Here is a 19689-nt window from a genome sequence, read left to right as displayed (position 1 = left end):
TCCGCCCAGGTCCCCTCCGACGACGCAGGTGATGACATGACGGTCTCGACTGACCCCCGGGCGCGCCACGCCCGCTGGGTGGCCCCGCTGTGCTGGACGGCGGTGGCGCTCGAAGGGTTCGACCTGGTGGTGCTGGGCGTCGTGCTGCCCGCGCTGCTCAAGGACAAAGCGTGGGGGCTCGACCCCAACACGGCGTCGCTGATCTCCGCGGTCGGGCTGCTCGGCGTGGCGGTCGGCGCGTTCGCCATCGGCCCGCTGAGCGACCTGTTCGGCCGCCGCGGGATGATGCTGCTGACCGTGATCAGTTTCTCGGTCTGCACGCTGCTGTGCGCGTTCGCGAACGGCCCGTGGCTGTTCGGCGTGCTGCGGTTCCTCGCCGGGCTCGGGCTCGGCGGCGTGCTGCCGACGGCGCTGGCGCTGATCACCGAGTACGCGCGGATCGGCCGCGGCGGCAGCGCGACCACCGTGCTGATGACCGGCTACCACGTCGGCGCGGTGCTCACCGCGCTGCTGGGAATCCTGGTGCTGCAACGGTTCGGCTGGCAGTGGATGTTCGTCATCGGAGCCGCGCCCGCGCTGATCCTGGTGCCGCTCATGGTGAAGTTCCTGCCCGAGTCGAAGGCGCTGGAGCGAGCGAAGGAAGCCCGGCGCAACCGCAATCCGCTCGGCGTCCTGTTCCGGCACGGCTACGGGCGCGCGACGATCGCGTTCTGGGTGACGTCGTTCATGGGGCTGCTGCTGGTGTACGGCCTGAACACCTGGCTGCCGCAGATCATGCGCGCGGCGGGCTACGAACTCGGCGCGGCGCTGGCGCTGCTGCTGGTGCTGAACGTCGGCGCGGTCATCGGCCTGCTGGTCGGCGGCCGGGTGGCGGACAAGATCGGCTACCGCCGTTCCGCGATCGTCTGGTTCGCCGCGGCCGCGGTGTTCCTGGCGCTGCTGAGCATCAAACTGCCCGGGGCGAGCGTGTACGTCGGGGTGCTGCTGGCGGGGATCTTCACCTTCAGCTCGCAGGTGCTGGTCTACGTGTACATCGCCCGCGTGTACCCCGCCGAAGCGCGCGGCACCGGGCTCGGCGCGGCGAGCGGGATCGGCCGGTTCGGCGCGATGTCCGGGCCGCTGGTGACCGGGCTGCTGCTGTCGGCGGGGCTGGCGTATCCGTGGGGCTTCTACCTCTTCGCGGTGGTGGCGGTGATCGGTGCGCTCGCGATCGCGCTGGTGAACCGGGATCCGGCGCCGGACGCTCCGGCGGACAGCCCGGCGCCGCGGGTGGAGACGGCTCCGGAGGGCTGAGTTATTCGGCGGTTGTCCGGGTGAGGCGGTCGCTGTCGGTGTCGTAGTCGAACAGTTCCGCGTACCGGCCCCAGTCGATCGCCGTGTCGAGTTGGTGCCGGGCGTCGGTGGCGGAGAAGCCGCGGCGGAGGAGGTCGAGGAAGAACTCCGCGCGCAGCGTGCCGTCCGAACTCGCGGTGAGCGCGTTGACAATCGTGCGCACCAGCGGCGCCCGGTCGCGGACCTGACCAGCGAAGATTTTCTTGCTGGTCTGGATGTCCGCGGTGGTGAAGGCGGTGCCGACCGGCGTGAGGTGCAGGTCGCCGCCCGCCACGAAGAGGAGGTCGAGCAGGGCGGCGGCGTCCACGAGCGGCAGCAGGTCGTCGACCTCGAAGCTCAGCTCGGCGGCGAGATCCGGCAGGTCGGCGTGTCCGCCGCGGGCATGCACGAGTTCGACCAGACCGGCGAGTCCGCCGACCGACGCCTGCGGCAGGGGCCGTGCGGTGGGCGTGGCCTGCGCGGGTTCGACGGCTGCCGGGTCGCGTCCGGTGAGCAGGTCGTAGAGCCGGTCGACCAGCGCGGCGAACGCGGGGGATTTGCGGTCGCGCGGCCGGGCGAGGTCGATTTCCACTTCCGCGCGCAGGTTTCCGGGGTTGGAGCCGAGGACCAGCACACGGTCGGCGAGCAGCACCGCCTCCTCGATGTTGTGCGTGACGATGCAGACCGCCTTGGTCGGGAAATCCTCACGCTGCCACAGGCTCATCAGCTCGGTGCGCAGGTTCTCCGCGGTCAGCACGTCGAGCGCGGAGAACGGCTCATCCATCAGCAGCACGTCCGGTTCGAGCACCAGCGCGCGGGCGAACCCGACGCGCTGGCGCATTCCGCCGGAAAGCTCCTTGGGATAAGCGGATTCGAAACCGTCGAGCCCGATCAGGTCGATCGCTTGCAGCGCGCGGTCCCGGCGGGCTCTCGGCGGGATCCCGCGCGCGGCGAGGCCGAGTTCGACGTTGTCCTGCACGGTCAGCCACGGCATCAGCGCGAAGGTCTGGAACACCATCGCGGTGCCCGGATTGGCCCCGTCGAGTTCGTCGCCGCGATAGCGCACGGTGCCCCGCGTCGGGCCGATCAGCCCGGCGATCGTGCGCAGCAGCGTCGATTTCCCGGAGCCGGACCGGCCGAGCAGCGCGACGATCTCGCCCGCGCGCAGGTCGAGGGTGATGTCGTCGAGGACGCGCAGTTCGTCGCCCGCCGAACCGGGGAAGCTTTTGCTGACCTGCTCGACGGACACGAGGACTTCGGACATGAGGGGTTCCTTTCAGGACAGGGAGAACCGGCGTTCGGCGAGGCGGTAGAGGCGCCGCCAGAAGAGCCGGTTGAGGCCGACGACGTACAGGCTCATCACGGCGACGCCAAGCAGGATCCGCCCGGAATCGCCGGAGCCGGTCGCGTCGGCGATGTACGCGCCGAGACCGGTCGCGGTCAGCGTGACCCCGTTGTAGGAGACGATTTCCGCGACGATGGAGGCGTTCCACGCTCCGCCCGCCGCGGTGATCCCGCCGGTGACGTAGCTCGGGAAGATCGCGGGCAGCACGAGCCGCCGCCACCACAATGCCCGGGGCAGCCGCAAGTTCGCGGCGGCCTCGCGCAGGTCGTGCGGGATGGCCGAGGCTCCCGCGATGACGTTGAACAGGATGTACCACTGCGCGCCGAGGCTCATCAGCAGGATGCCGCCCCAGTCCAGGGAAATCCCGGTCGACACGAGCACCGCGGTGATCAGCGGGAACAGGAAGTTCGCCGGGAACGACGCGAGCACCTGCACCACCGGCTGGGCGAGCCGTGAGACGCGCGGGTTCATGCCGATCCACACGCCGATCGGCACCCACACGAGCGTCCCGACGACCACCAGCGTCACCACTCGCGCGAACGTGATCAGGCCGAGCAGGAGCACGTGGCCGATTTCGCCGTACCCAGTGGTCTCGCCGACGAACAGCACCGCGCGCACGGTTCCGTAGAGGATCAGCCCGAAGACCACGACGCTGAACACGATGTCCGCGGCGCGCCGGCGGGCGGGGGAGAACCGCAGCGGATACTCGGCGAGCCCGAAGACCGCCAGCGCGCGGTCGAGCGGGAACACCAGCTTGCCGAACACCCGGCCGAGCAGCGTCGGGATCCGCGAGCGGCGCAGCAGGTCGAGCACCAGGCTGCGGGGTGCTTCGGCGGCTTCGGAGTTCTCGATGCGGAACCGTTCCGACCACGCGGTGAGCGGCCGCCAGAACAGCACGTTCACGCCGACGACCAGGACCACCATCACCCCGACGGCCAGCAACACCTTGCCGAGGTCGCCGTCTGCGGAGGCGGTCGCGACGTACGCGCCGATGCCGGGCAGCGCGAACTTCTGGTTGTTCACGCTGAGCGCTTCGGAGGCGGTGAGGAAGAACCAGCCGCCGCCGAAGCTCATCATCCCGTTCCAGACCAGCGGGATCATCCCGCTCGGCACGTCGACGCGCCAGAATCGCTGCCAGCGCGAGAGGCGTAGCAGCCGGGACGCCTCGTCGAGGTCGCGCGGCTGCGACACCAGCGAGTGGTGGAACGCGAACGTCATGTTCCACGCCTGCGCGGTGAAAATCGCGAAGATCGACGCGCATTCCAGGCCGAGCTGCGAGCCAGGGAACAACGCGATGAACCCGGTGATCGTCACCGACAGGAACCCGAGCACCGGCACCGACTGCAGGATGTCGAGCGCGGGCAGCAGGATCTTTTCGGTGCGCCGCAGCCGGGCCGCGGCGGTCGCGTAGACGAAGGTGAACCCGACCGACAACACGAGAGCGACGAACATCCGCAGCAGCGAACGTCCGGCGTAGTAAGGGAGTTCGGCCGGGTCAGTGGACACTGTGGACGGTGCGGTCGCCGGAGTCCACGCCGTGGCGGCGCCGTGCGCGAGCCGCACGATCAGCCACAGCGCGGCGGCGGCGCCGAGGAACACCGCCACGTCGGCGATCGTGCGGCGGGGCCGGACGAGCGCGCCGCGGGTGGGGAAGGTACGCAGCATGGTCTAGTTCTCGCTGTCTTCCTCGGTGTAGGAGAGTTCGGCTTGCCAGCGCACGCTGGTCACCGACGGCTCCATGGACAGCCGGCTGACCGCCGACTCCATCTGCTTGTCGTCCCGCTGATCGGCGGACAGTTCGGCGCGCACCTGCACCTGTCCTGCGGTGTCGGTATTGGTGCTGGTGACCGATTGCAGCGCGAAATCCGTGCGCGCCAACGCCTGCACGAGCAACGCGCGCACGTGCGCTTCGGCATCGTCCTTGGTCACCGCCAGGAAGGTGTACGACGTCGGGGTTTCGCGGCCGGTGGCCGGACGGCGGTCGACCACCCGGCCGAGCGGGCGCAGCGCGATGTTCACCGCCATCACCACGGCAGTGCCCGCGCCCGCCGCCGTGTACAGCCCGGCCCCGGCCAGCGCGCCCACCGCGGCGGAACACCAGAGCGTCGCCGCCGTGTTGAGCCCGCGCACGGTCAACCCTTCGCGCAGAATCACGCCCGCGCCGAGAAAACCGATTCCGGAAACGATTTGCGCGGCGACCCGGGTAGGATCGGCGCTCGCTCCGCTGAAGCCGTGCGCGGACAGCAGCACGAACAGCGTCGACCCGGCCGCGACCAGGGCATTCGTCCGCAGCCCTGCCATCCGGGCGCGGTATTGGCGTTCAAATCCGATTACTGTGCCGAGGCCTACGCCGGCTCCCAGGCGCAGCAGCATTTCCGCAGTCGTCATCTGCGCTCCCACTGGTTGTTGCGAAAAGTTCAGAAAAGGGTTGGAAAAGCCTCAAGAAAGGACGGGTTACCACCACGTACGTTGGCGTGCGTAGCCGCGTTTCGCTACTTGAGCCGCCACCGCGTACCCGGCCAGGACGAGCACGAGCCACAGCAGGTAACTGGCGGGCAGCGCCTGCATCCGCAACGGACCGGCGAGCGGCGACAGCGGCACCAGCAGGCCGACGAGCGCGGCAGCCGCCGTAGCCAGCACGACCGGACGGCTGGCGCGCAGGGGAGTGCCGCGACCGCGCAGGACCAGCACGACCAGGAGCTGCGAGAGCAGGCCTTCGACGAACCAGCCGGTCTGGAACAGCAACGGATCGGCTCCCGCGCCGAAGACGTGCCACAGCACCGCGAACGTCGCGAGGTCGAACAGCGACGACAGCGGGCCGAAGATCAGCATGAATCCGGTCAGTCCGCGGGCGTCCCAGCGGCGCGGTTTGCTGAGGTACTCGTCGTCCACCCGGTCCCACGCCAGCGCGAGCTGGGCCAGGTCGTAGAGCAGGTTCGACACCACGAGCTGGATCGGCAAGATGGGCAGGAACGGCAGGAACGCGCTGGCCGCAAGCACCGACAGCACGTTTCCGAAGTTCGACGCGGCGGTGATGTTGACGTACTTCAGCGTGTTGCCGAGCGTCCTCCGTCCTTCGGCCACGCCGCGCGCGAGCACGCCGAGGTCTCGTTCCAGTAGCACCAGGTCGGCGGCGTCCTTCGCCGCGTCGGTCGCGGTGTCCGGCGCGATCTCGACGTCGGCGGTGCGCAGCGCGGTGACGTCGTTGACGCCGTCGCCGACGAAGCCGACCGCACGGCCGTTCTCCCGCAACGCGGTGACCACGCGAGCTTTGTGCGCTGGCGTGAGTTTCGCGAAGACGGTGGTGTCCTTGACCATCTCGCGCAATTCAGCGTCGTCCGCCGCTTCGACCTGGCGGCCGAGCACGACTTCGCCGACCGGGATACCCGCCGAATCCGCGACGCGCGCGGCGACATGCCGGTTGTCCCCGGTCAGCACTTTCAGTGCGACGCCTTGCTCGCCAAGGGTTTTCACCGCGTTCACGACGCCGTCGCGGACCGGGTCGACGAATCCCACGAAACCGACGAGGATCATTTCGTTCTCGTCAGTTTCGTCAAACCCGTCGAGCCGGGCGTTGACTTCCCTTGCCGCAACCGCGAGCACCCGCATGCCGTGTTCTGCGTACGCGCGCACCAGTTCGTCCGCGCCGATCCGGGCGGCGTCGTCGAATTCGGTGACGACCCCGTCGCGGCGCGCGTAGCCGCAGCGCGGCAGGATCTCGTCCGGGTCGCCCTTGCTGATCAGCAGGTGCTCGCTGCCGCGCCGGACCACGACGCTGGCCCGGCGGCGCGCGTGGTCGAAGCCGATCTCGGCGACGCCGGTGAACAGCGCGTCGGCGACCAGGTCGTCCTCGCCGTCGAACAGGGTCTCGATCGCCTCGTCCAGCCGGTCGTGCCGGTCGGTCTGGAACCGCACCGCCAGCCCGGCGTACTCGGCTGCCTCGCCGTCCGGGCTGCCGGAGTAGTCGACGCTGTGCGCGTAGGCGATCCGGTCCTCGGTGAGGGTGCCGGTCTTGTCGACGCACAGCACGTCCATCGCGGCGAGGTCCTGAATGGCGTTGAGCCGCTTGACAATCACTTGTCGTCGGGACAGTGCCGCCGCGCCCCGGGCGAGGTTTGTCGTGACGATGACCGGCAGCATCTCCGGGGTGAGACCGACCGCGACGGCGACCGCGAACATCCCGGCCTGCGCCCAGTCGCCGGTGACCGTGCCGTTGACGACGAGGACGATCGGCACCATCACGAGCATGAACCGCACGAGCGTCCAGCCGACGCGGCGTACTCCGGCGTCGAAGCTGGATTCCGCGCGCGGCTCGGCGGATTGCTGGGCCAGCGCGCCGAAGTAGGTGTCGCTGCCGGTCGCGGCTACGACCGCGGTGGCCGTTCCGCCGACCACCGATGTGCCCGCGAACCCGAGCGCGGGCGTCTCGACGAGTTCGTGCTCCTCGTGCGTGCCCGGCTGGGGTGCCCGCTTCGCGACCGGCAATGCCTCGCCGGACAGCGCCGACTGGTCGACCACGAAGTCTTTAGCAGCAACAATGCGCACGTCAGCCGGGATCACGTCACCAGGCCCGAGCAGCACGACGTCGCCCGGCACGAGGTCGGACGTGGGCACTTCGCGCTCGCTGCCGGGAAACTCCGCCGCCGCGCGCCGACGCACGGTGACAGTGGTGGTGATCTGGTCGCGCACGGCACTGATCGCGCGCTCGGACCGCGCGTGCTGCCAGTAGCGGAGACCAATGCTGAGCACGACCATCACGCCGACGGTCACCGCACCGCGGATGTCGCCGACACCGGCGAACACCACCCCGAGCGCGGTCAGCAACGCGACGAACGGGCTGCGCGCGGCGGCCCAGACGCGGACGGGCGCCCGGATCGTGCCGTCGATGCGATTGTCGCCGAAACGACGCAACCTCTCGGCGGCTTCGTTCTCGGTGAGGCCTTTCGGCGAGCTGTCGAGATTCCGGAAAAGAGTGAGCACCGGCGCGTCGCCGTGGGCGCGCAGGGCGGGAAAGCGGGTCATGGTCGTCCCCTCGAGGTCAGCTGGGCGTCAGCGGACCGCGCGGGTTCTTCCGGACCTAGCTGGCTGCCGGGGTCCCCGCACGGTCGTGCCGACTACTTCCTTCGCCGGTCACCCGGCTCACCTCCTCCGCAAGACTCATCGACCGGCGTTTCGCGCCGGCCGGGACCAGTAGAGCGCAGATCACGAAAACAGTCAAACACTTGTGCAACTGATGGGGGCTAAGTCACGCTGAGGGCCCACCCGAGAGGATGTCCGTCGTGTCCACCCCATCCCAGCCCCCGCTGGAACCGCTCCCCGCCGACCTGCTGCAGGACGCGGCCGCGACGTTCGGCCTGCTGTCCGCGACCGTGCGGCTGCACCTGCTCTGGCTGTTGTCGCACGGGGAACGCGACGTCGGCACGCTCGCCGAGGAGACCGGCCAGACCGTGCCGACCGCGAGCCACCACCTGGGCAAACTGAAGCTCGCCGGCCTGGTCCGCGCCCGCCGCGAGGGGAAACGGCAGGTGTACGTGCTCGACGACCCGCACGTGCGGCACATCGTCCAGTTGGCGGTGCAGCACCATCAGGAGCTGTCGGGCGACGTTCGGCGGAGCAAAGGCGCTTGACCTCTGCCCGACGTAGAGTCGGGTCATGGCCGAGCTGAACTTCTACTTCGATCCGGTGTGCCCGTTCGCGTGGATGACCAGCAAGTGGGTCCGCCAGGTCGCCAGCCAGCGCTCGTACTCGGTGGACTGGCGGTTCATCTCACTCCGGATGCTGAACGCGCACCTGGACTACGCGACGCACTTCCCGCCGGAGTACGACGCTTCCCACACGGCCGGTTTGCGCCTTTTGCGCGTGGCGGCCGCGGTGCGCGCCGAGTGCGGTCGTGCGGCGGTCGGTCCGCTGTACGAGGCGCTGGGAGAGCAGAACTTCGAGAGCGGTCTGGTCGAGGACACCGCTGAGGCACGGGCTGCGCACGGGACCCGCTCGGCCGCGGCGGCGGCGCTTTCGCGCGCTGGACTCCCAGCGGAGCTCGCGGAGGCGGTCGACGACGCTCAGTGGGACGCGGAAATCCAGCGGGAGACGGATGAAGCGCTTTCGCTGACCGGCAAGGATGTCGGGACGCCGATCCTGCACTTCCGGCCGCCGGAGGGAGTCGCCTTCTTCGGCCCGGTGATCAGCCGGCTGCCTTCGGACGAGGAGGCGGTGGAGCTGTGGGACCACGTGGTGGGATTGGCCGCGTTCCCGGGATTCGCCGAGCTGAAGCGGAGCTTGCGGGAGATGCCGCAACTGCCGTCGTTCGGAGTGGCGGCGGGGGAGACGGGGAAGGAACAGGATTGGCATGGCGGGAGCCGGCGCCTGAAGAAGTAGGCGGCCTCGATCCCCGGCCGGGACCCGAAGCGGGCGCCATCCGGCGGGCTCTGGCGTGCTGAACTCGGCCAGGTGGTCGTCGCATCCGGTTGCGGCGACTGTCGACTTCGTTACACCGTCGGAGAATTTCATCCCCCGAACGCGCGAACCTGACACACTGGGAGTTGACGACAACTCCGGGAGTGTCCATGTCGCGCGACAGCTATCGGACAGTTCGTACACCGGACGGCCTCGACCTGGCCAGCACCCTCACCGAGCCGGACGGCCCGGCTCGCCGCGCGGTGCTGCTCGTGCAGGGGGCGACCGTCACCCGCGAGGAAGGCGGCTTCTTCACCCGCCTCGCCGCGGGGCTGGCCGAGGTCGGCATAGCGTCGCTGAGAATCGACCTCCCCGGCCACGGCGAGAGCGAAGGCCGCCAAGAGGATCTGTCGCTTTTCGCTCTGCTCAACGTGATTCGCGGCAGCATCGAGCATCTGTCGAACGCCGTCCCCGGTGTGCGGACGTCGCTCGCGGCGGCTAGTTTCTCCGGCGGCGTCGCGGCGTGCTACGCGGCCGAGCGGCCGGACGACGTCGAGCGGCTCGTGCTGTTCAACCCCCTCCTCGATTACCGCGGCCGGTTCATCGACGAGAAGCCCGCGTGGTCGGCGGACGGCTATCTCGACGACAAGGGCGCCGCCGACCTCAAGGAGCAGAACTACCTCGGGCACGGGCCCGGCTTCCGGCTCGGGCGGGCCTTGCTCAACGAGGCGTTCTGGTTCGAGGCACGGCAAAACCTGCCCCGCATCACCGCCCCGACGCTCATCGTGCACGGCACCGAGGACACCTTCGTTCCCGTCGAGTCGTCGCGCGCCGCCGATCGGGAGCTGACCTGCGAACACCGGCTGGTGCAGCTCGAGGGCGCACAGCACGGCTTCGCGGTGCACAACGATCCGCAGTACGCCGATCCGCGAACGCAAGCCTGGCAACGGCAAGTGATCCGCGAAGTACAGGAATGGCTTCGCTGAGCGGTCAGCTGCTGAGCGCCTCGCGCAATTCCCTTACGTCGGGACGGTTATGCCACGGCTTGAGCACTCCGACGACCCGCCGGAGTTCTTCTCTGGTGCGGCGGGAGTTCGTTTCCGCCGCGCGATGAGCGGAGACCAGGCCGGTTTTGGCGGCTTGGTCCGGTTCGCCGGAAAGGGCGAGCGAGTTCGCCATGAGAGACAGGAAGAATCCGTAGTCGCGACGGGAGAATTGGGTTTCCTTCAACGTTTTCTCGTACAGCTCGACCGACCGCCGCGGCTCGCCCGCTTCGGTGTAGCAGATGGCGGTTTGCATATTCAGAAGAGTCGCGTTGAAGTGCGCGCCCAGCGGTGATTCGGCCGGCCCGGCGTCGGCGAGCAGTTTCCAGGCGACGTCGAGTTTCCGGTTTACCTGATCGGCCGACGCGCCGAGCATCGCCTCCGCGCGGGCTTCCTGCTGGGCGGCCTCGGCCTGGAGCCGCTGGGGGAGCGACCAGGGGCCTTTGCGCACCGCGCGGGTGAGGATGAGCATCCGCCGCGGGTCGCGTTCGTCGTAGGCTACCTGGGCTTTTTTGAGCAGGATGTACCCCTGCATCGTGCTGTCGCCCGCCGCCTGCGCCCATTCCATCGCGCGGTCGTGCCAGTACAGCGAATCTTCCATCTGCCGCCGGTCCCGGTAGAGCCATCCGGCGAACTCCGCGCCCTCCGAACCGATTTGCAGAAGGTCCCGCTGATCGTCGGCGGTCGCGTCGCGCGCGATGCGGTCGATGATGTCCAGCACGCCGAGCGTCATCGGCAGCGTTTTGGCCGGACCGCGTTCGCCGTCCTCGTATTTGTACTGGTCGAGCTGTCTGCGGAAATAGTGCGTGACGGTTTTGTCCATGTACCGCCGGGGATTCTCCAGCGCTCGCGCGACGTGCTCGGCGCTGCCTATTCCCAGCGCGGGCAAAGCCGCGACCGGCAGGCCGTTCTTGAGCAGTGAGCGGCGACTGAGCGGGCTCATGACGTCCCATTCTGTGGTCGGAACCGCTGGCGGGGCCGCGTCGCCGGGAGCGGGCACGAGCCGGCCGAGGACGCTGGCCGCGACCGTGCCCCGGTCCAGCGGCAGCGCGACCGGCCGCCCGTCCACGACGACGGGGAGCAGGACGTTCGACGCGCCCGGCGGCCCCCGGAGGTCCGCGGAGGTGCCTTCCCGGAGCAGCTCCTCCAGCCGGTCGGGGCTGATGCGCAGAAGCCGGGCGAGCCGGTCGCGCCGGTGCGGACGAGGCTCGGACCGGCCGGATTCCCAGGCCCGGATGCTCTTCTCGTCCGCGGGGAGCAGCGCGGCGAGCTTTTCTTGCGTCAGGTTCGCCGCTTTGCGCGCCCGGACAAGCCCTTCACGCCGTTCGCCCATGGGCGACACTCCTTCGCCACGAACCGGGGTCGTCAGGTTACCGCAGGTCACCGCCTGCGAGGCAAGGCAAGTCGCTCGGTTGCCGCCCGCTTTTCGCCCGGTTTGCTGGCTGGTCCAGGCCACTGGACCGCTCCATGGTGGTGGGGCACGCGAAGACACTTCCGAAGCCGAGAGGTGCATCGCATGAAGGCAGCAGAGACGCTCGGCGAGGCGACCCGCACCGGCCATCCGGCAGTGGTCATCGTGTGTTGTCTGCTCCTGCTGCTGGTACTGCTCTCGATGTGGCTGTGGCGGGCCCGCCGGCCGATCCCGCCCCCGCGCGGACGGCTGACAGTCCGCGACCTCAAGGCCCGGCTGGACTACGAGGTCCAGGCGGAGATCGAGGAAGCCCGCCTCGCCGAATTCCGCCGGACGGCCGAGGCGACGGCCGCCGAACGCGCCGAGGAGGACACCGAGGTCATCCCGAAAGTCGAGGACACGATCGTCTTCCCGGAGGTCGAGAAACCGCGAAAAGGGGAGAAACCCGATAAGGCTCGGTGCGGTTAGGAGCGTCCCGCCCATCGCTCACCGCACCGTTATGCCTGCCCCAGCCTGGCGCGGCACGCCACCTCCCCTGGGCTGGGGCAGGCCTCATCGACTGTTTGCTCCGGAGAAGTGGTCCACGAAGGCGTGCCCGGCTCAACAAAGTGTATAACGACCTATACGGCCTCGCTAGAAAGCGCGGCGATCTCCATCCCCGCCAACCGCTCGGCACTCACCACCACTTCATACGCCTGGAGCAACCCGCCTCGAACCTCGATCCTCAGCACCCCCACCAACCTCCCAGCCGGAGCGAGTACCAGACCGACATCCCCGTCGATCAGCGCCAGCTCCGCCAGCCGCGCATTGCGCGCGAACAGCTTCGTCCCCCGCGCAACCTCATCCGCCCCGCGCAACACCGCAGCAGCACCCGGTGGCAGCATCGCCGGATCGGTAACCCGGACGACATCCGGAGCCAGCACGGTCAGCAGAGTCGCCATATCCCCGCCGCGAGCCGCGGACAGGAACGCCGTCACCACTTCGCGGTGCTCGGCCAGCTCCGCGGCAGGCACCGCCGGGACCCCGCGCACTCGCAGCCGCGCGCGGCTGGCGAGTTTCTTCGCGGTGGCGGGCGTCCGGTCGAGGATCGGCCCGACCGCGTCGAACGGCACCGCGAACAGATCGTGCAGCACGAACGCGACCCGTTCGGGCGGGGCGAGCCGGTCCAGGACCACCAGAAGCGCGCGTCCGACCTCCCCGGCCAGCAGGATCTCGTCCTCGGGAACAGTGCCGCCGGCGGCATCGGGCACCGAAGAAACCGGCGTTTCCCGGCGGGCGCGCAGCGCGTCCAGGCACAGCCGCGACACCACAGTGGTCAGCCAGCCGCCGAGGTTGTCGACGCCGGACGTCCGGTCCAAGCGCAGCCACGACTCCTGCACGACGTCCTCGGCCTCGGCCGCGTTGCCCAGCATGCGGTAGGCCAGCGCGTGCAGTCGCGGGCGCTCGTCTTCGAAGCGCCGCGCCAGTGCGTCGTCCATCGGTCACCTTTTCCCGTCTCGATCCGTCATGGGAGTGCCGGCCCGAGGACCAAGGACGAGGAGAGGAACCGGATGACCGTCATGCTAGCGCCCCTGCTGCACGTGGATTCGAGCGCCGACCGAGAGGCGTCGGTGAGCAGGCAGCTCGGCACGCTGTTCGCCGGCGAGTGGCGAAGAGGCGGCGGAATCGTGCGTCACCGCGACGTTTCCGCTGAGCCGGTGCCGCCGTTGAGGGAGGCGTACGCCCGGCTCGGCCGCCGGGTGGAACGCAAGGGAGTGCTGTCCCTGGAAGACATCGCGGCACTGATCGCGGACGACGACGAACAGCGCGAATGGGAGCTGACCCTGCCGCTGGTCAACGAGGTGCGCGAAGCCCGCGCCGTGCTGCTCGGGGTGCCGATGTACAACTTCGGCGTGCCCGCGACGCTCAAGGCGTGGATCGACCGGATCAGCTTCCCGGGCGTGTTCGTCGACCCGGAGACCGGTCGGAAACTGCTGGCGGACAAGGACTTCGTGGTCGTCAACGCGCGCGGCGGCGGATACGGCCCGGGCGCGCCGCGCGAGAAGTTCGAGTTCCAGGAGTCTTATCTGCGCGCTTACCTCGGCGACAAAGGCGTCGAGCGGCTGACGTTCGTGACCCAGGAGTTCACCCGCGTCGGCGACGTGCCGGCGCTGGACGGGCTCGAAGACCTGGCCGCCGCGTCGCGCGCGGCGGCCAGGTCTCAGGCCGGAGAAACCGCTCAGCGGCTCATCCGGTGAGGTCGGAGCACTTCCGCGCGTCCGGATCCTTCGCCCCGCCGGGCGACCACCGCACGTTCGCGAACGAGGCGGAGAACGCGCCGTCGGTGTAGACGAGGAACGGCGTGTCGACGCTCTCGAAGTCCAGCCCGCTCGCGAAGCAGGACAACGGGATCTTCACCGTCGACTTCTGCCCGGCGGGCAGATCGCCGAACAGTTTCGTGGCATTGACCTCGGACGAGCACGGGTAGACGCAGTGCAGGCTGACGACCGTCCGGTTCACCGGCGGCGAATGCACGATCACGTCGAACTCGAGCGCGCCGTCGGCATTCAGGTACCCGCGCAGATCATCGGTGCCGCCGGGATGCTGCGAGTACAGCTGCGCCGCGCCGGTGCCGGTCCACGTCGCTTTCAGGCCGTCGCCCTGGACGTTGACGTCGGCCGGCACCACGGTGATCTCCGGATGCGAAGCGGTGCCGCCGGGACCGATCTCGGTGCCGCCCCAGTTCGACGCCGAGCCGATGAAGCTCTTGTACGGCGCGACATCCGTGCGGTCGTAGATCGGCAGGTCCTCGGTCGCGGTGCCGCCGCCCCCGGTCGACCCGCAGCGGGCCGGGCCTTCGGTCTCGTCGAGCTTGCCGACGGTGGTCCGCTGGTTCGACGTGAGGCCGTAGCCGAGCGCGAACAGCGGGTCGTAGCCGGGACTCCACGGGTTGAGCGGCGTCTGGCACGCGCTCTTCGGCCACGAGTAGGACAGCTTGCCGTGGTATCCGCCGCGATCCTTGCCGCGCACCAGCATGTCCGCGACCCCGCCGCCCTCGGTGCCGGGCAGCCACGCGGCGACGAACGCGTCGGAACGGTTGAGCTCCTTGTTGACGTACAGCGGACGCCCGCTGACATACACCGTCACCACCGGCGTGCCCTTGCCGCTGACTTTGTCCAGCACCGCAAGGTCTTCCGGATACAGCTTCGCCGCTTCAAGGCTCTTTCGCTGCAGATCGCCGACGCCCTCCGCGTACGGCGTTTCGCCGACGACAGCGATGACGGCGTCGTAACCCTTCGGATCGACGGTGCCGGTGGGATCGAAAGTGACGTTCGCGAGATCCTCCTTGAGCCCAGCGAGGATCGAAGTAGCGCCAGGGAAGTCCGCGTTGGTGTTCCCGGTGCCCTGCCAGGTCAGCGTCCAGCCGCCGGTCTGGTTCTGGATGCTGTCCGCGCTCTTGCCGACCACGAGCACCTTCGCGTTGCGCGCCAAGGGAAGCACGTTGCCGTTGTTCTTCAACAGCGTCTGCGACTTGCGCACCGCTTCGCGCGCGAGCGCCTTGTCCGTGAGCGCGTCCGACGAACCGGCGTACCAGCGCTGCGACGGCTTGCGTTCCTCGAACAGCCCGGCGCGCAGCTTCACCCGCAGGATCCGGGTGACCGCGTCGTCGATGCGGGACATCGGGATCTCGCCGCCGCGCACCTGCGCGACCGTGTTGGCGATGAAGGCTTTCCAGTCGTTCGGGACCATCACGACGTCGAGGCCGGCGTTGATCGCGCGCGGGCAGCTGGCGTTGGTGCAGCCGTCCACCTGGCCGATGCCGTTCCAGTCCGACACGACCAGGCCGTCGAAGCCCATTTTGCCCTTGAGGATCTGGTTGAGGACCTTGTCGCTGCCGTGGATCTTGCCTTCGTTGATGCCGAGGGCGGGGTTGGTCCAGCTGTTGAACGACGCCATGACCGTCTGCGCGCCCGCGGCGAGCGCGCCGTAATAACCCTGGCCGTGCAGGTTGATCATGTCCGCTTCAGAAGAAGCGTTCACGCCCTGGTCCTGGCCGTTGGTGGTGCCGCCGTCGCCGATGAAGTGCTTGGCGGTGCCGATCACGCCGTTCGGCCCGATCCGCAGCCGCGCCCCGGCCTGCAGGCCGTTCATCGCCTCGTATCCGTAGGCGCGCGTGATGCGCGGATCCTCGGAGAAGCCCTCGTAAGTACGGCCCCAGCGGTCGTCCTGCACCACGGCGAGCGTCGGCGCGAACGCCCAGTCCTGGCCAGTCGAGCGGATCTGCCGCGCGGTGGAGTTCTCGACGTCGCGCACCAGGCACGGGTCGTGCGCCGCACCGAGCGCGATGTTCTGCGGGAAAACGGTGGAGCCGTACACATTGTTATTTCCGTGCACGGCATCTATGCCCCAAATTACCGGAATCTTTGTCCTCGTGGCCTTCGCCGCGTCCCAATAGGAATCCGCGAGCTTGAGCCAGTCCTGCTGGCTGGCGTGCTTGTTCCCGCCCGGCCACGAGCCGCCGCCGTTGAGCACCGACCCGATGGAGTACTGGGTCACCTCGGCCGGCGTGATCGCGCCGATCTCGGGCTGGGTCATCTGCCCGACTTTTTCCTCCAGCGACATGCCGGAGAGCATCTGCTTGATCCGCCATTCGTCGACCGGGTTCCGCGGCATCGCGCTGCGCACCTTCGGCCAGTCCGCCAGTTCGGGCAGCGAGTTTTCGATGCGGGCACAGCCATTCCGGTCGAGCGCGGGCGGGCCGACGTCCGGCTGGCGCGGGGGAGCGGCGTGCGCGGCCTGGGCGGGGACGAGCCCGCCGAGGAGGACGAGCGCGGCGAGGGCGACCCGGTTCCGGGCGCGCGGGGAGCGTGGAGGTCTGGCCATCGACAGTCCGTTCTGCGGAGGGCGGCCCGGAGCGGGCCCGGTGATCCTGACCGGGCAAACCGGACTCCGTCAATCCGCCGACCGCAGTGGTTCAGTCCATTGACCGGACAGGAAACGGGACATTCGCGGGGCGCGGCGGCCCGGCGCCGGACGGGGATAGATTGATCGCGAAGGCCGCGAAGGCATTGAAGGCACTGAATACAAGGGAGGACAAAGCGGATGCGCAAGGAAAAGCCAGACGTTCCGGCCGCCGACGGGACCGCGGACGCGTACCTGGCCGTGCCGGACGGCGGGCCGCATCCCGGGGTGCTGCTCTTCCCGGACGCGTTCGGGCTGCGGCCGCGGATCGAGGAGATGGCCGACCGCATCGCCGAGGCGGGCTACGCCGTGCTGGCGCCGAACCTGCTCTACCGCGGCGGCCGGACGCCGCTGGTGGACTTCTCCGCGCTGGAAGACCCGGAGCGGCGCGGCGAGGTCTTCGGCAAGCTGATGCCGCTGATCGAGGCCCTCGACACCGACGCGATCACCCGCGACGCGGAGAAGTACCTCGACTGGTTCGTCGCGCAGGACGGCGTCGCCGAGGGGCCGGTCGTGATCACCGGCTACTGCATGGGCGGCACGAACGCGCTGCGCGTGATCGAGGCGTTCCCGGACCGGGTCAAGGCGATCGCGTCGTTCCACGGCGGGCGTCTCGCGACCGACCAGCCGGACAGCCCGCACCTGCGGGTCGGGTCGATCACCGGCGAGGTGTACTTCGGGCACGCCGACCAGGACCCGTCGGCCACCGCCGAGCAGATCAAGACGCTGGAGCACGCCCTCGACGAGGCAGGCGTGACTTACCGGTCGGAGGTCTACGAGGGCGCGACGCACGGGTTCACGATGTCGGACACGGCGGCGTACCACGCCGAGGGCGAGAAGCGGCACTGGGAGAACCTGTTCGCGCTCCTGGAGCGGGTGCGCTGACCTGCCGGTGACCAACACCGCGCGACAGCCGGCTTGCTGTCCGTGAAGGGCTCCTTGCGGGAATCTGATTCCCTCAAGGAGCCCTTCACGGCTCGCGGCCGGGCCCTGCGCGCGGAATCGGCGGCGGCCGTTTACGCTGGCCGCATGGCCGAAGGTGCGCTGTGCCGCGAACCGGTGGAGCTGACCGGGCGCGAGCGCTCGGTCCTGCGGAGCGTCGCGGTCCGCGGGACGGAGCCCGAGCTGTTCTGCGAGCTGGAGGCCGGGCACGGCCACGAGCACGCGACCCAGGTCGGCGGACGCGGCGAGGAGCCGCTGATGTGGCTGCGCTGGTGGCCCGGCCGCCGCGTGCTGGAGACCCGCGCGCTCTGCGGCGCCGAGTCCGACGAGGGCGTGTTCTGCCGGGTGCCCGGCGGGCACGAGGGCAGCCACAGCTACGAGCTGGCCGAGCCCGAGGAGGCCTGGTCGCTGGCCGACGCGGGCCTGTCCGCCGGCCGCCGGTAAAGTCGCTCGACATGCGCGAAGGCTTCCAGGACGACCTGAAACAGCTCGACGGGCGTCTGGCGGCGATGGCCGAGGCGGCCGCCGAGGCGATGCGCCGGGCCACCCGGGCACTGCTGACTACCGACCTGCCGCTGGCCGAACAGGTGCTCAGCGGCGACGCCGAGCTCGACGACGAGCGCGCCGCCTGCGAGGACGAGGCGTATTCGCTGCTCGCGCTGCAGGCACCGGTGGCGGGCGACCTGCGCGCTGTGCTGGCCGCGGTGTACTGCGCGGAGAAGATCGAACGGATGGGCGATCTGGCGGCGCACGTCGCGGGCACCGCCCGGCGCGGCCACCCGGACCCGACCGTGCCCGCCGACCTGGAGCCGGTGTTCGCCGAACTCGGCGAGGTCACCTCGGCGATGGCCGAGCGGCTCGCCGACCTCGTGCACGGCGAGGCCCGCGGCGGCTACGCCGAACTGAGCCGCGCCGACGAGCGCGTCGACGCGCTGCACGCCCAGGTGATGGCGACGGTCACCGCGCCGGACTGGACGCAGGACCAGCGGATCGCGGTCGCGCTGAGCCTGCTCACCCGTTTCTACGAGCGTTTCGCCGACCAGGCGGTGTCGGTCGCGAAGCGCCTGGAGTTCGCCGCGACGGGCGATCTCCCGGGCTGAGGTCCGGCGGCGGACCGGCCGGAGCCTGATTCGACGGACGCGGCGGCGAGCCCGCGCCGCGCGACTGCGGCGGACCTGCCGGACGGGGCTGTTGCGAGCGCGTCGGACGGGCTGGCGGCTGGTTGGCGCCGCGCGCCGGTGGTTGCTCGGGCGGACGGCCCGGGTTCTGCGGCGGCGCGTCGGCCGGACCGGGCTGGGGTTCCGCAGTGCGCATCGGCTGCGAATTCTGCCGCGGGCGGGCCGGACCGGGTTGCGGTTCGGCGGTGCGGATCGGTTGCGAATTCTGCCTCCGCGGCGGCGGACCCCCTGCGGCACCGCCCTCCGGCTGCGGATTCCGCGGGCGAACCGGGCGACCGCTGGCGTCCTGGGGTGCTGAATCGGCGGGCCGGACCGGCCTGCGCGGGGGCAGAGAATCGGCGGGCGCGTCTTCGGGACGAACAGACGCGGCATCGACGTCCCGGCGGCCACCGCGAGGTCCCCGAGCCTTCTTCTCCGCCGGAGGAAGCACCGTCGTCGCCTCCGCACCTTCCGGCGTGACACCCAGCAACCCGAACGGCACCTTGCCCGAGAACCGCCGCACGAGCCCAGCCGCCGGAGCCAGCGCATACCGCTGCAGCAGCAACGCCATCCCGGCCCCGAGCGCGAGCCCGATCAGCACGTCGTGCGGATAGTGCGCCCCCACGAACACCCGCGAGAAACCCATCGTCGCCGCGAAGGCCGCGAGCCACGGCGCGCCCTTGCGCCAGGCGAAAGCCCCGCCGAGCGCGACCGCGGCCGCGATGGTCGAGTGGTTGCTGGGAAACGACCAGTCGTCCGGCGGCGGGCAGACGCCGACGATCGCCTCCGGCGGCAGTCCCCGGCACGGCCGCTGCTCGTGCACGAACGCTTTCACGATCTCGCTGAGCACGTACGCCACCACCGTGGCTGCCGGCACCAGCAGCGCCGCCGCCATCCGCTCGGGCGAGCCGGTCGGGCGGGCCCGCCACCAGAGCCAGGCGAAGAACGGGGCCACGAGGACCAGGCCGTAGGACGTGTATGCCAGTACGAGAGACTGCACCCAGCCCGGCATCGCCTGGGCGAAATGGGTGATCGCGTCGTACGTCTCGCTGCTGGAAGCTCCGGCCGTGGTCGCCATACAATCCCTCCCCGGTCCGCCGGTTCGCCTGGCGGCCATCTCGCGTTCACCCGAAGGTTACGAGCGTA

17 protein-coding genes are annotated in these 19689 nt (G+C 69.9%); 9 read left to right on the top strand and 8 right to left on the bottom strand.

Annotated features, from left to right (window positions below):
- The first annotated feature begins 36 nt into the window (after positions 1-36).
- Positions 37-1293: an MFS transporter gene (locus ABD156_RS21995; protein WP_344276608.1), complete on the top strand. Its 1257-nt coding sequence runs from the start codon at positions 37-39 to the stop codon at positions 1291-1293.
- A 1-nt stretch (position 1294) separates the two neighbouring features.
- Here ABD156_RS21995 and ABD156_RS21990 read toward each other — a convergent pair whose 3' ends face one another.
- The 4 genes from ABD156_RS21990 to mgtA all read right to left on the bottom strand — a co-directional run bounded on the left by ABD156_RS21990 (position 1295) and on the right by mgtA (position 7678).
- The gene (locus ABD156_RS21990) at positions 1295-2575 is read right to left on the bottom strand and encodes an ABC transporter ATP-binding protein (RefSeq protein ID WP_344276605.1); all 1281 of its coding nucleotides are present in this window, start codon (positions 2573-2575) and stop codon (positions 1295-1297) included.
- Between the two features lie 12 nt (positions 2576-2587).
- Positions 2588-4321 carry an ABC transporter permease gene (locus ABD156_RS21985; protein WP_344276602.1) on the bottom strand — a complete coding sequence of 578 codons (1734 nt, stop codon included), beginning with the start codon at positions 4319-4321 and terminating at the stop codon, positions 2588-2590.
- Positions 4322-4324: 3 nt separating this feature from the next.
- Positions 4325-5044, bottom strand: a complete 720-nt coding sequence (locus ABD156_RS21980; protein ID WP_344276599.1) for an MgtC/SapB family protein — start codon at positions 5042-5044, stop codon at positions 4325-4327.
- Positions 5045-5110: 66 nt separating this feature from the next.
- Complete coding sequence (gene mgtA, locus ABD156_RS21975; protein WP_344276596.1) at positions 5111-7678, bottom strand: magnesium-translocating P-type ATPase; 2568 nt, start codon at positions 7676-7678, stop codon at positions 5111-5113.
- Between the two features lie 248 nt (positions 7679-7926).
- Here mgtA and ABD156_RS21970 point away from each other — a divergent pair, with 248 nt between their 5' ends.
- From ABD156_RS21970 to ABD156_RS21960, 3 genes are all read left to right on the top strand, one after another.
- The gene (locus ABD156_RS21970) at positions 7927-8283 is read left to right on the top strand and encodes an ArsR/SmtB family transcription factor (RefSeq protein WP_344276592.1); all 357 of its coding nucleotides are present in this window, start codon (positions 7927-7929) and stop codon (positions 8281-8283) included.
- A gap of 25 nt (positions 8284-8308) precedes the next feature.
- Complete coding sequence (locus ABD156_RS21965; RefSeq protein WP_344276589.1) at positions 8309-9031, top strand: mycothiol-dependent nitroreductase Rv2466c family protein; 723 nt, start codon at positions 8309-8311, stop codon at positions 9029-9031.
- Positions 9032-9219: 188 nt separating this feature from the next.
- Positions 9220-10035: an alpha/beta hydrolase gene (locus ABD156_RS21960; protein ID WP_344276586.1), complete on the top strand. Its 816-nt coding sequence runs from the start codon at positions 9220-9222 to the stop codon at positions 10033-10035.
- 4 nt (positions 10036-10039) lie between these two features.
- Here the strand turns inward: ABD156_RS21960 and ABD156_RS21955 are convergent, their stop codons facing one another.
- Positions 10040-11425, bottom strand: a complete 1386-nt coding sequence (locus ABD156_RS21955; protein WP_344276583.1) for a helix-turn-helix domain-containing protein — start codon at positions 11423-11425, stop codon at positions 10040-10042.
- Between the two features lie 183 nt (positions 11426-11608).
- Here ABD156_RS21955 and ABD156_RS21950 point away from each other — a divergent pair, with 183 nt between their 5' ends.
- Positions 11609-11971: a hypothetical protein gene (locus ABD156_RS21950; protein ID WP_344276580.1), complete on the top strand. Its 363-nt coding sequence runs from the start codon at positions 11609-11611 to the stop codon at positions 11969-11971.
- 152 nt (positions 11972-12123) lie between these two features.
- On the opposite strand, the gene ABD156_RS21945 is transcribed toward ABD156_RS21950, so the two are convergent.
- Positions 12124-12981, bottom strand: coding sequence for a sigma-70 family RNA polymerase sigma factor (locus ABD156_RS21945; RefSeq protein WP_344276577.1), 858 nt, complete (start codon positions 12979-12981; stop codon positions 12124-12126).
- A gap of 72 nt (positions 12982-13053) precedes the next feature.
- Here ABD156_RS21945 and ABD156_RS21940 point away from each other — a divergent pair, with 72 nt between their 5' ends.
- Entirely contained in the window at positions 13054-13740 is a 687-nt protein-coding gene (locus ABD156_RS21940) for an FMN-dependent NADH-azoreductase (protein ID WP_344276574.1), read from the top strand.
- Here ABD156_RS21940 and ABD156_RS21935 read toward each other — a convergent pair.
- On the bottom strand, positions 13730-16366 hold the full coding sequence (locus ABD156_RS21935; RefSeq protein WP_344276571.1) for a glycoside hydrolase family 3 N-terminal domain-containing protein: 2637 nt from the start codon (positions 16364-16366) through the stop codon (positions 13730-13732). The genes ABD156_RS21940 and ABD156_RS21935 overlap by 11 nt on opposite strands.
- A gap of 219 nt (positions 16367-16585) precedes the next feature.
- Here ABD156_RS21935 and ABD156_RS21930 point away from each other — a divergent pair, with 219 nt between their 5' ends.
- From ABD156_RS21930 to ABD156_RS21920, 3 genes are all read left to right on the top strand, one after another.
- Positions 16586-17329, top strand: coding sequence for a dienelactone hydrolase family protein (locus ABD156_RS21930; RefSeq protein ID WP_344276568.1), 744 nt, complete (start codon positions 16586-16588; stop codon positions 17327-17329).
- A gap of 144 nt (positions 17330-17473) precedes the next feature.
- Complete coding sequence (locus ABD156_RS21925) at positions 17474-17830, top strand: hypothetical protein (protein ID WP_344276565.1); 357 nt, start codon at positions 17474-17476, stop codon at positions 17828-17830.
- 11 nt (positions 17831-17841) lie between these two features.
- Positions 17842-18486: a phosphate signaling complex PhoU family protein gene (locus ABD156_RS21920; RefSeq protein ID WP_344276563.1), complete on the top strand. Its 645-nt coding sequence runs from the start codon at positions 17842-17844 to the stop codon at positions 18484-18486.
- On the opposite strand, the gene ABD156_RS21915 is transcribed toward ABD156_RS21920, so the two are convergent.
- A complete protein-coding gene (locus ABD156_RS21915; RefSeq protein WP_344276561.1) occupies positions 18398-19621 on the bottom strand; it encodes a phosphatase PAP2 family protein in 1224 nt (407 codons plus the stop codon). The genes ABD156_RS21920 and ABD156_RS21915 overlap by 89 nt on opposite strands.
- Positions 19622-19689 lie beyond the last annotated feature (68 nt).

The organism is Amycolatopsis albidoflavus, from assembly GCF_039525725.1.
GTDB classification, from domain to species: domain Bacteria; phylum Actinomycetota; class Actinomycetes; order Mycobacteriales; family Pseudonocardiaceae; genus Amycolatopsis; species Amycolatopsis albidoflava.
Note: the sequence above shows the minus strand (reverse complement) of the source record. Positions and strands in the feature narration are given on the sequence as shown.